Source organism: Bradyrhizobium sp. 23, from assembly GCF_023073295.1.
GTDB classification, from domain to species: domain Bacteria; phylum Pseudomonadota; class Alphaproteobacteria; order Rhizobiales; family Xanthobacteraceae; genus Bradyrhizobium; species Bradyrhizobium canariense_D.
Window position 1 is genome coordinate 301,516 of record NZ_JADPJF010000037.1, and the last position, 14,363, is coordinate 315,878.

Genomic DNA, 14,363 nt, shown 5'->3' on the forward strand with positions numbered 1-14,363 from the left:
ATGGGCGGATCGCATCAGCAGGCCTTCGGCGACACCAATGCCCTGGGCGATCGCAGCCCCTGGACCGGCAGCGATCAGTCCGGCGGCTCGCTCGCGCGCGATGCCGGCCTCGACGACATCGGCTCGAACCGCGGCGATGCTTCCCGGCAGGGCTTCGCCGACCACGCTTCGAACGACGACCAGAATTACAACGATCAGAACGACAATGACGGCGGCAATGTCGACCTCGCCGACGACGGCGATTTCGGCGGCGGAGATGATGGCGGCAGCGATTACGCCTGACGCTTCTTATCCTTGCTCCAAACGAGAACGGCCGCCGATGAGGCGGCCGTTTTTGGTTCCGAGCGCTATGCGCCTACATCACCACGACCTTGGTGCCGACGTTGACGCGGCCGTAGAGATCGATGACGTCCTCGTTGCGCATGCGAATGCAGCCCGAGGAGACGTTGGTACCGATGGTCCAAGGCTCGTTGGAGCCGTGGATACGGTAGAGCGTCGAGCCGAGATACATCGCGCGCGCACCGAGCGGATTTTCGGGGCCGCCTTCCATATGCCTCGGCAGGTCAGGACGGCGCGCGATCATTTCCGCCGGCGGCGTCCAGGCCGGCCATTCGCGCTTGGCCGTGATCGACTTCACGCCGGACCAGGTGAAGCCGGGGCGGCCGACGCCGATGCCGTAGCGCATCGCGCGGCCGTTGCCCTCGACGAGGTAGAGGAATTTGTTCGGCGTATCGACCACGATCGTGCCGGCGCTTTCGTTGCCGCTATAGTCAACGAGTTGTTTCTCGAATTTCGGATCGAACTGACGCTGCCGCGGGTCGACCGCCTCCTGCTGGAGACCTGCGTCCTGCATCTGCGGTTCGCCCATCGGCGGCAGGCGGCGCTGGTCATAATAACCCGGCTGCTGCTGATACACCGGCTGCTGCGGAGCGTAGGCCGGACCGCGACCGGGCCCGTCACCGAAGATGAACTCGATGAAGCCGCCGCCCATGTTCGAATTGGACGCGACGCGAACCGGCGCAGGCGGCACCTGCGGCTGGTACAGCACCGCGGGCGGATCGTTCGGCACGCTATTGTCGAAGGCGCTGGCGCTGTTGACGCCGGCAAGGAAGGTGCAAGCGCTGCCAAGCAGCGCAACAGACATTTTCTTGAACATCGACGTACTCTGTACTGTTTCGTCTAGATCACATGCGTCGTGGCGAGGTGATGGCTGATCCGCACCCGCGACGTGGTCAATAAAGAGCAAAAGCCGTTTTGTTTGGTAAACGGAAACGCCATTTCGATTCACCACGTCGTCGGCAGCGGCGCAATTTGGCGATCAGCGTTTATTTTCGATGAACGCCGCGCACGCATGGTTAATCGCTCGTTTGCAAGCCGTCGCGCACAGCCGTACGACAGTTCCGGCTGTGAACTTCGTGTTAAATCGCTTCTGCCTACAAAGACGCGTGAGTGAGGTGGGGGGAGTTCTTGATGGCTATTCACCGCAAACGTTTTCGTGTCGAGGAGGCTATTGTCGGCGAGATGCCCAGCCCCGAAATGATTGAGGAGGCTGCGCCGATGCATAGCGAGATCATGGCCGAGTTGCGTGCGATCCGCACGCAGATGGCGAAGGGCACCGCGCCGTTGTCCGGCAGCGCCGCCATGGCGGCGATCGACGCCTCCACCGCCCACGAGCTCTCGGAAGCCCGTACCATGCTCGATACTTACCGAGCGCAGATCGAGCAGTGCGAGAAGCTGAAGGTCGAGCTCGACCTCATCCACGACGCCATCGACCGCACCAAGCGCGAGATCGCGACACTGCATGGCAAGAGCTTCGACGGCGGCGAAATGGCCAAGGTCAATGGCGAGCTCGGCGCGGTCGTCGGCGGTACCGAACAGGCGACCCAGCAGATCCTCGAAGCCGCCGAGTCGATCGACCAGGCGGCCAGCGCGATGGCCAAGGTGCAATCGGCCGATCAGCAGAAGCGGCTCGCCGACGATATCCAGGAACGCGTCATCTCGATCTTCGAAGCCTGCAACTTCCAGGACCTGACTGGTCAGCGCATCAGCAAGGTCATGAGCACGATGAAGTTCATCGAGCAGCACATCAATTCCATGATGGAAATCTGGGGCGGCGTCGACGCGATCAAGTCCCACGTCGTGCCGCAGGTCGACACCCGCAGCGATGACGACAAGCTTCTCAACGGCCCGAAGCTCGCAGGCGACGTCGGCCACGCCTCGCAGGACGACATCGACGCGCTGTTCGACTGAACGGACGCGACGCTCTGAATAACGAAACGCCGGCGCAAGCCGGCGTTTTTTTGTTGTCTATCGTCCCCCGCTGTCATCGTCCGCGCAGGCGGACGATCCAGTATTCCAGAGACGGCAATGATTGAGCCGAGAAGCCGCGGCGTACTGGATGTCCGCCTGCCGCCTACGCTAAAGCTTCGGCGCCCCTGGACCTCAACCCCGGCGAAGCCTTGGCGTAGCCGGGTCGCGGGGCATGACGAAGGATAGAGACTACGCCCTCGGCGCGCAGCGGACGTAGACCATGTTGCCGTAGCGGGTGGCGGCGTCCTTGTCGATGAAGCGGGTGATGAGGACGCGGCCGTCGAAGGAGACGATCTCGCGGTCCTGGTCGCCGGGCGTCGGACCTGCCGGCCCGATATAGTTCTTGCCGCTCGGCGAGCCCTTCAGGCGCAGCTCCTGCGGTGTTGCCTGGTCGGCCAGATGCATGATCACGCCGCCGGAGGAGCCGGCCGTGATCACGTAAGGATTTTTGCATTGGGCCCGGGCGGCAGCCTCGGTGCGGGCGCGGTCGGCCGGGTTCTGGAACGAGGCCAGGCCCCAGCGCCCGACGATCTCGTCGGCGCGGATCGACGCGGGCATTTCCGGACCGGTGCCGGGCTCGGCCTCGGGGGGCGGTGAGGACGAAGAAAAGGACGGCAGGCTCATGCCGCCGCCGCAGGCACCAAGCAGCAGCGCCAGGCAAGAAGCCGCCGCCAGATTGGCGACCGTGCGCGCGTGAGCTGAACTGATCATGGCATTCCCCCGGACAAAACCATGGCCGCACCCCTTACGCAGCCAAGCGCAAAACCGCTGCCGGAGCAATGACGTCCTTTAATACGCCGGCACCCCGAACAAGTTTCCAATGTCACCATCCTATATCCGTCTCACCAATCGCTTAACCACCTTTGCTTGACAGGATCGCGGCCAAGCCATATTCCCGGGCGCACCATTAGCACTCTGAAAGATGGATTGCTAACGCGCGCCGATCGATCCTCGGGAAGGGTGGACGGAAGCGCCGCCCGCCCACTTCCTCTCCTTCCGAAGCGAGCCTCCAAAGGGAAACGTCATGACTAAATCCAAATTTCGTCCGCTGCATGACCGTGTCGTGGTCAAACGTATCGACGCCGAGTCAAAGACCAAGGGCGGCATCATCATTCCGGACACGGCCAAGGAAAAGCCGTCCCAGGGCGAAGTCGTCGCCGTCGGCCCCGGTGGTCGCGACGAGGCCGGCAAGCTGATCCCGATCGACCTCAAGGTCGGCGACCGTGTGCTGTTTGGCAAGTGGTCGGGCACCGAGGTCAAGATCGACAACGATGAGCTCCTGATCATGAAGGAGTCGGACATTATGGGCGTGATGGCCTAAGGCCAGACGCCTGAACGGCCGCTGAATGCATGCCCGGGTCACTCGATCCGGGCATGCATCATTCCGCCGGGTTCGATCGCGGACCCCGGAATGAGGCGACCCAATTAGCAAGACACATCACGAAGAAGAGGAATTGCAGACCATGGCTGCCAAAGACGTCAAGTTTTCCGGAGACGCGCGCGAACGCATGCTGCGCGGCGTCGATATTCTCGCCAACGCCGTCAAGGTGACGCTCGGCCCGAAAGGCCGCAACGTGCTCATCGAGAAGTCGTTCGGCGCGCCCCGCATCACCAAGGACGGCGTCACCGTCGCCAAGGAGATCGAGCTCGAGGACAAGTTCGAGAACATGGGCGCCCAGATGGTGCGTGAGGTCGCCTCCAAGACCAACGACCTCGCCGGCGACGGCACCACCACCGCGACCGTGCTGGCCCAGTCCATCGTCCGCGAAGGCGCCAAGTCGGTTGCCGCCGGCATGAACCCGATGGACCTCAAGCGCGGCATCGACATCGCGGTCGCGGCCGTCGTCAAGGACATCGAGAAGCGCGCCAAGCCGGTCGCCGCCTCCTCCGAGGTCGCCCAGGTCGGCACCATTTCGGCCAACGGCGATGCCGCCATCGGCAAGATGATCGCGCAGGCGATGCAGAAGGTCGGCAACGAGGGCGTCATCACCGTCGAGGAGAACAAGTCACTCGACACCGAGGTGGACATCGTCGAGGGCATGAAGTTCGACCGCGGCTATCTCAGCCCCTACTTCGTCACCAACCCCGAGAAGATGACGGCCGAGCTCGAGGACGCTTACATCCTCCTGCACGAGAAGAAGCTGTCCGGCCTGCAGGCCATGCTGCCCGTGCTGGAAGCCGTGGTGCAGTCGGGCAAGCCGCTCGTCATCATCGCCGAGGACGTCGAGGGCGAGGCGCTGGCCACCCTGGTCGTCAACCGCCTCCGTGGCGGCCTGAAGGTCGCCGCCGTCAAGGCGCCGGGCTTCGGCGACCGCCGCAAGGCCATGCTCGAGGACCTCGCGATCCTCACCGGCGGCCAGCTGATCTCCGAAGACCTCGGCATGAAGCTCGAGAGCGTGACGGTGAAGATGCTTGGGCGCGCGGGCAAGGCTGTGATCGACAAGGAGAACACCACGATCGTCAAGGGCGCCGGCAGGAAGCCGGAGATCGAGGCCCGCGTCGGCCAGATCAAGGCCCAGATCGAGGAAACCACCTCGGATTACGACCGTGAGAAGCTCCAGGAGCGCCTCGCCAAGCTCGCAGGCGGCGTCGCGGTGATCCGCGTCGGCGGTGCCACCGAGATCGAGGTCAAGGAGAAGAAGGACCGCGTCGAGGATGCGCTCAACGCCACTCGCGCCGCGGTGCAGGAAGGCATCGTCCCCGGCGGCGGCGTCGCGCTGCTCCGCGCCAAGAAGGCGGTCGGCCGTCTGACCAACGCCAATGCCGACGTCCAGGCCGGCATCAACATCGTGCTGAAGGCACTGGAAGCCCCGATCCGCCAAATCTCCGAGAACGCGGGCGTGGAAGGCTCGATCGTCGTCGGCAAGATCCTGGAGAACAAGTCCGAGACCTTCGGCTTCGACGCCCAGACCGAGGAGTATGTCGACATGGTCGAGAAGGGCATCATCGACCCCGCCAAGGTGGTGCGTACCGCGCTCCAGGACGCCGCATCGATCGCCGGTCTGCTGGTGACCACCGAGGCCATGGTCGCGGAGTCGCCGAAGAAGGAAGCCGCCTCCGGCATGCCGGCCGGTGGCGGTATGGGCGGCTTCTAAGGCCGAACCTCGCCTGACAGTGCTGCGAAGGCCGCCTCCGGGCGGCCTTCTTTTTGCCGATCATGGCCCGTGCTTTCCAATTCAACCGGCGGCCAAAACCCACTACGGTGACGGCCGATTCGAATTGTTTGGGCCTGATCTCGTCGGAAAACCGCTTCACACTTTCCGGATCATGCCCACTTTGCCCGGGGATTTCGTCGATGCGCGCGCTTGTGTTTTGCTCCACGGCCGTTCTGGCGGCTCTGCTTGCAGGTTCGCCAGAGGTCGCATCCGCCCAGATGAAGCTGGCGCCGAAGGCCACGGCGCCCGGCGGCGTCGAGACGCGCTATTTCACCTCGATCGACGGGCTGATGGACGGCAATGCCGACGTGATCTTGAAAGAGACACGCCAGGGCAAGACCGTCACCGCAGCCGTGCTCGACGTCTGCTATCCCGTCGCGAAGAATTCCGACCGCAAGGACCGCTTCGTCGTCAATCTCCAGGTCGCGGGCCAGAACCTGACGGGTACGACGCAGAGCCTCGGCGCGAAGGCGCCGGTCACAGTCAAGCTGCTGCGCAAACAGGCCGGAGACACGTTCGAATTCCGCGGCCAGATCAGCATTGGCCAGACCGTGACCGAGGTCACCTCGCCCGACAATTCCGATCTCAGCGAGAAGGAATTCCTCGACAACCAGACCTCCGACGACGGCATCACGCCGCAGCCGAAGGACTTCACCGACGTCTCGCCGGAAGCGATCGCGGTCAAGGTCAAGCTGGATGCCGCGACCGAGTTCCTGAAGAGCCTGAAGGGCCAGGACGTCGAGGTGACGCTGGCGAGTCTCACCGTCGGCTGCGACGCGCTGCGCGCGGGCGAGCAGACCATCAACATGTCGGTCGATCCGGAGCGCGCCGGCGCGCTGCTGGCGAAATTCAAGGCGACGCCCGGCGTCACCGCCGCGGGCTGGACCGCGGGCATGACCGAGATGGACCGCACCATCCGCATTGCCGCCGCCGATTGGCGCGAGGGCGACAAGATCAACCGCGACAAGCTCGCGGCCGCGGTGGCTGGCGTGCTGAGCAGGACGCTCGCGGCAAAGCCGGTCTCGCAAAGCTTCAACCCGGCGACCGGCAAGCTCAAGCTGGTGTTCAAGCGACCGAACCAGGATTTTCCCGCGCTCGAGCTCACCGACACGATCGAGGTCGCGGGCCTCGTCTCGCCCGACAAGCCCGGCACGACCGACAAGCTCATGCTCTGGATCGGGAGTCCCGCGACCACGACCACTGACGAGAGCAGCGGCGCCAAGCTCAATCTCTCGGACGAAGCGACCGCGGACGAGGAAGGCGATCAGCCCGACGACAACGGTTCGGTCGAGGCGCTCACCAAGGAGCTGAAAGGCCAGCGCTGGGACGCCGACAAGTCGGTGTGGAAGTGATGTAGCCCGCATATCAACTCTCGGTCGTCGCCCGGCTTGACCGGGCGATCCAGTACTCCGAGAAGGTTTTGATGAATCGAGAAGCCGCGGCGTACTGGATTCCCCGCCTGCCGCCTGTGCTAAAGCTTCGGCGCCCCTGGACCTCAACCCCGGCGAAGCCTTGGCGTAGCCGGGTCGCGGGGAATGACAGCAGGGGCTAATTGCCGTTGACGCGAAAGCGCAGCGGCTTGGGGCCGACGAGCGTGAGCACGTCACCCTGGCGCTTCCAGGTCTCGACACTGCCCAGGGCTGCAACGAGATCGTCGTCGGCCTGGGCCCTTGCCGGCGGGCAGGAGCGGTCCTGGATCTGGCCGGGGACGAAGATCACGGTGTTGCCGGCAACCGAGAACTGGCCCTTGCCGCCCTTGCACCAGAGCTCCAGCACGACTTCGCCATTGTCGCCGATCTCGATGTTCGGAATCCGCTTCGAGCCCGGCTGCGGCAGCGCCTCCAGCGTCATCTCGGTGCCGAACGGAAAACCGTCCTCCGCACGCGCGAGCGTGGACATCGCGAGCGTTGCAACCGCCGCACACACCATCTGCCTGAACGAAACCATGAGACCTCTCGACCGACGTGATTTGCGGCACCTTCTATAAGACGGCGGCGCCGTTGAGAAGGTTCGCCCATGGGCCACGCAAAAATCCCCGCGAGGAGCAACCTCGCGGGGATTTGGCTTGAAGCCGGGCGTGGCCTGCTACTTCAGGACCATCGCCGTGAACGGCCAGACATAGGCCTGCAGCGTCACGAACACGCCGACCAACGAGGCCAGCACGATCGAGTGCCAGAACACGAAGCGCAGGATCGTGCCCTCGTGCCCGTACCAATTCGTCGCGGTGGACGCGACCACGATCGACTGGGCGTCGATCATCTTGCCCATCACGCCGCCGGACGAGTTCGCCGCAGCCATCAGGATCGGCGACAGACCAAGCTGCTCGGAGGTGATCTTCTGAAGATTTCCGAACAGAACGTTGGAAGCGGTATCCGATCCCGTTAGCGCCACGCCCAACCAGCCGAGCAGCGTGCCGAAGAAGGGATAGAGCACGCCGGTTGCAGCAAAGGCGAGACCGAGCGTCGCGTCCACGCCGGAGAGCCGCGTCAGCGTGCCAATCGCGAGCATCGCCGAGATCGTGATCAGCGAGATCGCGCAAAGCCGGATGGTGCGCCCGTATTCCGTCAAGAGCCGGCCAGGACCGACGCCCATCAGGAAGCCTGAGATGATCGCCGCAATCAGCATGCCGGTGCCGGTGAACGAGAGATAGGTGAAGCCGAACACCGCGCTCTCTTTCGTCGGCCCCGGCGCGACCGGCGGCATCTTGTTGATCATCTGATGCAGCTCGGGAACGGGATAGTTCCAGGTGAAGATCGAGTTCGCCCAGGTCTTGAATCCACCATTGCCCCAGATCAGCATCACGATGCAGACGATGATCCACGGCAGCAGCGCGCTGAACAGCTCGCTCTGCGTCAGCGGCGTCTTGTCCATCGGTTTTGCCGCGGCCATGGTGGCGGCCGATTCATCGCGGCCGCGCAGCGCCGGCGACAGCCAGAGCTGCCTGGGCTGCCAGACCTTCAGGAACAGGATCAGCGCCCCCATCGAGATCAGCGACGCCCCGATGTCGACGATCCAGGGATTGACGTAGTTCGAGATCACGAATTGCGGGACCGCGAACGACACGCCGGTGACCAGGATCGCCGGCCAGACGTCCTTCATGCCCTTCCAGCCCGCGAACGCCCACACCACCCAGAACGGCACGATCAGCGAGAAGAACGGCAATTGCCGGCCGACCATCGCGCCGAGGATGTAGGGATCAAGCCCGGTCACCGAGGCAAGGCCTTGGATCGGCGTGCCCAGCGCCCCATAAGCGACCGGCGCGGTGTTGGCGATCAGCGACAGGCCGCTTGCTGCAAGCGGCGAGAAGCCGAGGCCGATCAGGACGGCGCCCGTGATCGCGACCGGCGTGCCGAAGCCCGAGGCGCCTTCGAAGAAGGCGCCGAACGAGAACGCGATCAGCAGCAATTGCAGCCGCCGGTCCTCGGTGACGCCGCCGACCGCGCGCTTGAGCAATTCGAAGCGCCCGGTGCTCACCGTCACCTGGTAGAGGAAGATGACGTTGAGAACGATCCAGCCGATCGGGAAGAACCCGGTGACGATGCCCAGCACCGAGGCGCGGATCGACATGTTCGCCGGCATGGTGAAGACGAAGATCGTGATCAAATTGGCCACGATCACAGCGATGACCGCTGCGATATGAGCCTGGACCCGTCCGCTCGCGATCAGGACCAGCAATGTGACGACAGGGACTGCCGCCGCGATCGTCGACAGCACGGGGCTGTGCAACGGGTCATAAACTTGATTCCACATGATCTTCCTCCCCCACGCATGTGTGCTGCAGGCGGCCCGCGTGGACAGCCGATCCTGCTTGACGCTGAAGCGATAACCCCCGAGCTGGACGCGAATTCCTCGCGAATGCAGCGGTTCCCGTCCGCTCACAAGCTCGCGAAATCCCGAAGGCCCCCACCCCGCGCCGTCGAGCCCCATGCTAGGGTTGCAAGCTGCGACAAGCCAACGCAAATTGCAGGACTTGCGACTTTAGTCTAAGCGCGCCGATTTCCGCCGTCGTCCCAAGTCTTTGGCCCCGGGCAGTTGTGCACATCCCTCAGGAGACAGAGCTCTGTGAAGAACATCAGCGCCACGCTCGCGATCGTCTGGCGAATCGCCGCCCCCTATTTCCGGTCGGAGGACAAATGGGCCGGCCGCGGCCTGCTTGCCGCAGTCATCGCGATGGAGCTGGCGCTGGTCGCGATCGACGTCCTGGTCAATCAATGGCAGAACCGGTTCTACAGCTCACTGCAGGCAAGTGACTGGGATAGCTTCGTCAGGGAGATCTGGATCTTCATCGGCCTCGCCTCCGCCTTCATCGCGCTGGCGGTCTACAAGCTGTACCTGAACCAGTGGCTCCAGATCCGCTGGCGGCAATGGCTGACCCGGCACTATTTGGGCGAATGGCTGCAAGGCGCCACCCACTACCGCATGCAGCTTAAGGGCGATGCGGCCGACAACCCGGACCAGCGCATCACCGAGGACGTCAAGAACTTCGTCGAGCAGACCCTGACCATCGGGCTCGGCCTGCTCTCGTCGATCGTGACGCTGTTCTCCTTCGTGATCATCCTCTGGGGGCTTTCCAACGCTGCGCCGTTGCACCTGTTCGGCGCCGACCTCATGATCCCCGGATATCTGTGCTGGGGCGCGCTGGTCTACGCGATCTTCGGCACCGCGCTGACGCACTGGATCGGTGCCCCGCTGGTCAATCTCAATTTCGAGCAGCAGCGCTTCGAGGCCGACTTCCGCTTCAACCTCGTCCGCGTCCGCGAGAATTCCGAGCAGATCGCGCTGCTCAAGGGCGAAGGCGCCGAGCGCGGCCGGCTGCTGGACCGCTTCGGCTTCGTGATCGGCAATTGGTATGCCATCATGAGCCGCACCAAGCGCCTCACCGCGTTCACCGCGAGCTATCAGCAGGCCGCCGTGATCTTTCCCTACGTGCTGGTGGCGCCGGCCTTCTTCGCCAAGAAGATCCAGCTTGGCGACATGATGCAGACCGCCTCCGCCTTCTCGAGCGTACAGGGCGCATTGTCGTTCTTCGTCACGGCGTACCGATCGCTGGCGGAATGGCGCTCGATCGTCGCCCGCCTCGACGGCTTCGAGATGTCGGTCGATGCGGCCGCGCACCTGCCGCCGCACGAGCCTGCGATCGCCCTCAAGGCCGCCGGCGGCAATCGCAATATCACCCTCGAACAGCTCTGCGTGAACCTGCCGAGCGGCACGCCGCTGGTCGCCACCGACGCCTTCTCCGTCCAGACGCCGGAGCGCGTGCTGGTGACCGGACCGTCGGGCTCCGGCAAGTCGACGCTGTTCCGCGCCATCGCCGGCATCTGGCCGTTCGGCACCGGCACCATCTTCGTCCCGGAAAAAGCGAAGCTGATGATGCTGCCCCAGCGCCCCTATTTCCCGGTCGGCGTGTTGCGCGACGCGGTGGTCTATCCGGCCGCGCCGGGCGCATTTGAAACTGCACGCGTCAGGGACGCGCTGATCGCGGTCGGCCTGCCCGACCTCGCCGAGCGGCTTGAGGAGGACGGTCATTGGAACCGGATGCTGTCGCTGGGCGAGCAGCAGCGCCTCGGGCTCGCCCGCGCGCTGCTGCACGCGCCGGACTATCTGTTCCTGGACGAGGCCACGGCCTCGCTGGACGAGCCGTCCGAGGCCCGCCTGTACCGGCTGCTGGCGGAGAAGCTGCCACAGGCCACCCTCGTCTCGATCGGCCACCGCTCGACGCTGGAAGCCTTCCATACCCGCAAGGTGACGATGGTGAAGCACGGCGCGATCCACGTCCTCGGTGACGGTGGTGTGCCGGTCGAGAAGGAGCCGAGCGCGGCACGCTGAGACGGCCCGACGAAGCTCTGAGGCTATGGCCCTTGGTTGCGGCCGTGCTTCGAGACGCCCGCCTTTTTCGGCCTTCAGGATGAGGTCTGTCCTCGCGGTGAGATCTGTGACCCCTCATGGTGAGGAGCCCGCCGGAGGCGGCCGTCTCGAACCATGCGGGCCCCTGGCCTACGCCCCAAAGCCCCAAAGCAAAAGGGCGGCAGGTTGCCCTGCCGCCCTCATCAAGTCGCTTCGGGAAGAAGCTTACTTCAGGTTGCTCATGGCCGTCAGGTCGAACGACAGCTTGGCAATGCCGGCCGCGCCGCACCAGTTGGAGCCAGCACCGCCCGGATTGATCGCGGTGACGTTGGTGGTGCCGGTGGCGTTGAAGGCGCTGGTGAAGGCGTTGCAATCACCCTTGTTCAGGTCGGTGTCGGAGTAACGCAGGTCCAGCGTGAACACTTTGTAGGTGAAGCCGATGCCGATGTTCCAGGTGTTGTAGTCCTTGTAGGGGATACCGTTGGCGAAAACGGTGCCGACGCCGGTGCCGTAGAAGGCGTCCGAAGTACCAAACCACTGCCGGCCGAACTCACCCGAGACGTACATGCCCATGCCGGAAGCACCGAAGGCCGTGCTGGGCGCCGTGTACTTGGCGGTCAACGAAGCGTAGTTGCCCCAGGCACCCGAGTTCAGGAAGTTCGGCGAGTAGTACTCGGTCGCGCCGACCGTGAAGCTGTCGTTGATGGTGTAGTTCACCTTGCCGTAGACTTCGACGAAGCTGACGTCCTTCTTCATGACGTTGCCGTCGGCGAGGAAGATAGTGGTCGTGCTGACGCCGCAGACGTTGCCGCCCGGAATGCCGCCGGTGAGCACGTTGTCGGCGCAGCTGCCGCCCGGATACAGGTAGCCCCAGACACCGATATCGAAGGCGAAGGCGCCGAAGGTCGGGCGGATACCGCCGTAGATGTCGACTTCAGCAGCAGCGCGATTGGCGAAGGAGATGCTCTCGGCGGACACGCCGACGTAGAGCTGGAGGTCCTTGTTGACGTTGTAGCGCGGCTCGAAATAGGCCGCGACCGACGGCTTGTGGTTCGACTGCGTGACGCCGCGGAAGATGTAGTCGCTCATGATGGCGCCGCCGAAGGCGATATCCCAGGGATCAAACGCGACCACCGGCGGGGCCTTCAGTGCCTTCACTCGCATGTCTGCCGCGAAAGCCGAGCCCGTCACCATTGCCAGCGCCGTTGCCAACAAAGCCACTTTTTTCATTTCGATCCCCATCACCAGTTCTAAGACCCCAGCCGGATCCCGGAAGCCCCCGGAACGCTCGACCTGATTGCAAATTTCGTAACTGCGGCAATCTGGATGGGGTGAGGCAAACCGTGAAGCAAAAAACGCGGGCATCTGCCGACTTTTTGGGCGTTCTGACGATTCCACGAAAGGTTGTCAGCCCGTGTGTCTTCTCGATCACATTATTTGCATTCCAAAGTGCACTGGGAGGCCCGCGTTAGTACGGGTCCGGCGGTACCGTGCTGCCCGTGCCACGAATCAGGCTGCTTCCCGACGAGATCATCCCCGCGCGCCGACGCGCCGATGCAAAAAGGCCGCAGCATCGCCGGCTGCGGCCTTCCTGTTGCCGATCATGGTCGTCGGATTGGATCCAGCCTTTGGCCTGACCTTGGGCCTAACCTTGTCCTTCGGCCGGTGTCGTGTCCGCAGAAGACGAAGGCATCGCCCAGCTTGTCTCGGCGGCAGGCTCGGGAGCCGGAGCTGCCGGCGTTGACGGCTTCGGAGCTGCCTTCGCCTTCTTCGGCGCCGCTTTCTTCGCAGCCTTCTTGGCGGCCTTCTTAGGCGCAGCCTTCTTAGCGGCCTTCTTTGGCGCGGCCTTCTTCGCAGATTTCTTTGGAGCCTTCTTGGCAGACTTCTTCGCGGATTTCTTCGCGGACTTCTTGGCTGCCTTCTTTGAGGTCTTCTTCGCCGCTACTGCCTTCTTGGCCTTTTTGGCCTTCTTGCTTTTTTTCTTCTTCGCTTTCGCCATCGTGATCCTCCTGTTGCCGCCGAACAATGGTCGATCGGGTGTCTTCAGCCGTTATCTCCGGACGAAAGCTCAGCCTTCGAAAGCTTAGTCTTCGAAAGCTCAGTCTTGCGCGTTCAATGCCGGCTGCGACCCGCCCGTAGCCCAATCGAGAAGCTCAATCGTGTGTACGACCGGAACTGACGTGCCACTGGCAATCTGCACCATGCAGCCGATATTGCCTGCGGCAATCATGTCCGGCTTGACGCTCGCGATGTTGGCGACCTTGCGATCGCGCAACCGGCCCGCAAGCTCGGGCTGGAGAATGTTGTAAGTCCCCGCCGAACCGCAACACAAATGGCTCTCCGGCACATCTTTCACCACGAATCCGTTATTGGAAAGCAATTCTTTCGGAAGGCCCGTGATTTTCTGCCCGTGCTGCAACGAACACGCAGAGTGATAAGCGACGACGATGTTGTCCTGTCGCGTCGTGGCCGCGAGTCCAAGGCCGGCGACGTATTCAGTGATGTCCTTGGCGAGCGCAGAGACCTTCGCCGCATCGGCGGCAAACGCAGCGTCTTCGCGCAGAAGATAGCCGTAGTCCTTGATCACGGTGCCGCAGCCTGACGCCGTCACCAGGATGGCGTCGAGCCCCTCGCCGGCCGCTTCCGCGCGCCACGCCGCGACATTGGCGCGAGCCCGTGCCAATGCGTCCTGATCGTCGCCGAGGTGATGGGTCAGGGCGCCGCAGCACTGCTCGTCCCTGACAAGGACGACCTCGATGCCGTGGCGCGTGAGGAGACTGATGGCGGCCTGGTTGATGCGCGGCGCCAGCACCTGCTGGGCGCAGCCCTGGAGCAGCGCGACCCGGCCGCGCTTCTTGCCGAGTGCCGCGAACACACTGCCGGCGGCGGGCCCGGGCGGCGGCAGCCGGTCCGGCGCCAGCGCCAGCATCGCCTTGAGGCGCAGAACCAGGCCGGGCGTCGCCGACGGCCGCGGCGTCGGCAGGAACGCGGCCAGCGGGCGGGCCAGCCGCGCCAGCCACATGCTGGCGCGGAAACGCTGCGGGTGCGGCAGGA

The 14,363-nt window shown here is 64.0% G+C and carries 12 protein-coding genes and 1 pseudogene; 6 read left to right on the plus strand and 7 right to left on the minus strand.

Annotation, left to right across the window (positions count from 1 at the left end; translation table 11 throughout):
* Positions 1 to 282: pseudogene (locus IVB32_RS07540) on the plus strand (DUF2076 domain-containing protein); the annotation flags it as partial.
* Positions 283 to 355: 73 nt separating this feature from the next.
* Here IVB32_RS07540 and IVB32_RS07545 read toward each other — a convergent pair.
* The gene (locus IVB32_RS07545; protein ID WP_018453436.1) at positions 356 to 1,156 is read right to left on the minus strand and encodes a L,D-transpeptidase; all 801 of its coding nucleotides are present in this window, start codon (positions 1,154 to 1,156) and stop codon (positions 356 to 358) included.
* Between the two features lie 314 nt (positions 1,157 to 1,470).
* Between IVB32_RS07545 and IVB32_RS07550 the strand changes: the two genes are divergently transcribed.
* Positions 1,471 to 2,250 (plus strand): protein phosphatase CheZ, encoded by a 780-nt coding sequence (locus IVB32_RS07550; protein WP_018453435.1) that lies wholly within the window; start codon positions 1,471 to 1,473, stop codon positions 2,248 to 2,250.
* Positions 2,251 to 2,499: 249 nt separating this feature from the next.
* Here the strand turns inward: IVB32_RS07550 and IVB32_RS07555 are convergent, their stop codons facing one another.
* Positions 2,500 to 3,021 carry a hypothetical protein gene (locus IVB32_RS07555; RefSeq protein ID WP_018453434.1) on the minus strand — a complete coding sequence of 174 codons (522 nt, stop codon included), beginning with the start codon at positions 3,019 to 3,021 and terminating at the stop codon, positions 2,500 to 2,502.
* A 313-nt stretch (positions 3,022 to 3,334) separates the two neighbouring features.
* Here IVB32_RS07555 and IVB32_RS07560 point away from each other — a divergent pair, with 313 nt between their 5' ends.
* The 3 genes from IVB32_RS07560 to IVB32_RS07570 all read left to right on the plus strand — a co-directional run bounded on the left by IVB32_RS07560 (position 3,335) and on the right by IVB32_RS07570 (position 6,817).
* A complete protein-coding gene (locus tag IVB32_RS07560) occupies positions 3,335 to 3,631 on the plus strand; it encodes a co-chaperone GroES (RefSeq protein WP_007596954.1) in 297 nt (98 codons plus the stop codon).
* 142 nt (positions 3,632 to 3,773) lie between these two features.
* Positions 3,774 to 5,405: a chaperonin GroEL gene (gene groL / locus IVB32_RS07565; protein WP_247410062.1), complete on the plus strand. Its 1,632-nt coding sequence runs from the start codon at positions 3,774 to 3,776 to the stop codon at positions 5,403 to 5,405.
* A 200-nt stretch (positions 5,406 to 5,605) separates the two neighbouring features.
* On the plus strand, positions 5,606 to 6,817 hold the full coding sequence (locus IVB32_RS07570) for a hypothetical protein (protein ID WP_247299347.1): 1,212 nt from the start codon (positions 5,606 to 5,608) through the stop codon (positions 6,815 to 6,817).
* A 196-nt stretch (positions 6,818 to 7,013) separates the two neighbouring features.
* Here IVB32_RS07570 and IVB32_RS07575 read toward each other — a convergent pair whose 3' ends face one another.
* Together IVB32_RS07575 and IVB32_RS07580 are read right to left on the minus strand one after the other, a co-directional pair.
* On the minus strand, positions 7,014 to 7,412 hold the full coding sequence (locus tag IVB32_RS07575) for an META domain-containing protein (RefSeq protein ID WP_018453431.1): 399 nt from the start codon (positions 7,410 to 7,412) through the stop codon (positions 7,014 to 7,016).
* Positions 7,413 to 7,550: 138 nt separating this feature from the next.
* On the minus strand, positions 7,551 to 9,215 hold the full coding sequence (locus IVB32_RS07580; RefSeq protein WP_026232530.1) for an L-lactate permease: 1,665 nt from the start codon (positions 9,213 to 9,215) through the stop codon (positions 7,551 to 7,553).
* Between the two features lie 312 nt (positions 9,216 to 9,527).
* Between IVB32_RS07580 and IVB32_RS07585 the strand changes: the two genes are divergently transcribed.
* Positions 9,528 to 11,291, plus strand: a complete 1,764-nt coding sequence (locus IVB32_RS07585; protein WP_018453429.1) for an ABC transporter ATP-binding protein/permease — start codon at positions 9,528 to 9,530, stop codon at positions 11,289 to 11,291.
* Between the two features lie 243 nt (positions 11,292 to 11,534).
* On the opposite strand, the gene IVB32_RS07590 is transcribed toward IVB32_RS07585, so the two are convergent.
* From IVB32_RS07590 to IVB32_RS07600, 3 genes are all read right to left on the minus strand, one after another.
* A complete protein-coding gene (locus IVB32_RS07590; RefSeq protein ID WP_026232529.1) occupies positions 11,535 to 12,539 on the minus strand; it encodes a TorF family putative porin in 1,005 nt (334 codons plus the stop codon).
* Between the two features lie 415 nt (positions 12,540 to 12,954).
* Complete coding sequence (locus tag IVB32_RS07595) at positions 12,955 to 13,308, minus strand: histone (RefSeq protein ID WP_083926345.1); 354 nt, start codon at positions 13,306 to 13,308, stop codon at positions 12,955 to 12,957.
* A gap of 99 nt (positions 13,309 to 13,407) precedes the next feature.
* Positions 13,408 to 14,363 (minus strand): heterodisulfide reductase-related iron-sulfur binding cluster (locus tag IVB32_RS07600; RefSeq protein ID WP_247410063.1); only part of this gene is annotated, 956 nt, incomplete at its 5' end.

Excerpts from the sequence above, each read along its gene's own strand:
- IVB32_RS07595 (WP_083926345.1), bottom strand. The coding sequence starts at position 13,308 with ATGGCGAAAGCGAAGAAGAAAAAAAGCAAGAAGGCCAAAAAGGCCAAG.
- IVB32_RS07580 (WP_026232530.1), bottom strand. The coding sequence starts at position 9,215 with ATGTGGAATCAAGTTTATGACCCGTTGCACAGCCCCGTGCTGTCGACG.
- IVB32_RS07545 (WP_018453436.1), bottom strand. The coding sequence starts at position 1,156 with ATGTTCAAGAAAATGTCTGTTGCGCTGCTTGGCAGCGCTTGCACCTTC.
- IVB32_RS07555 (WP_018453434.1), bottom strand. The coding sequence starts at position 3,021 with ATGATCAGTTCAGCTCACGCGCGCACGGTCGCCAATCTGGCGGCGGCT.
- IVB32_RS07570 (WP_247299347.1), top strand. The coding sequence starts at position 5,606 with ATGCGCGCGCTTGTGTTTTGCTCCACGGCCGTTCTGGCGGCTCTGCTT.
- IVB32_RS07550 (WP_018453435.1), top strand. The coding sequence starts at position 1,471 with ATGGCTATTCACCGCAAACGTTTTCGTGTCGAGGAGGCTATTGTCGGC.
- IVB32_RS07560 (WP_007596954.1), top strand. The coding sequence starts at position 3,335 with ATGACTAAATCCAAATTTCGTCCGCTGCATGACCGTGTCGTGGTCAAA.
- groL (WP_247410062.1), top strand. The coding sequence starts at position 3,774 with ATGGCTGCCAAAGACGTCAAGTTTTCCGGAGACGCGCGCGAACGCATG.
- IVB32_RS07590 (WP_026232529.1), bottom strand. The coding sequence starts at position 12,539 with ATGAAAAAAGTGGCTTTGTTGGCAACGGCGCTGGCAATGGTGACGGGC.
- IVB32_RS07575 (WP_018453431.1), bottom strand. The coding sequence starts at position 7,412 with ATGGTTTCGTTCAGGCAGATGGTGTGTGCGGCGGTTGCAACGCTCGCG.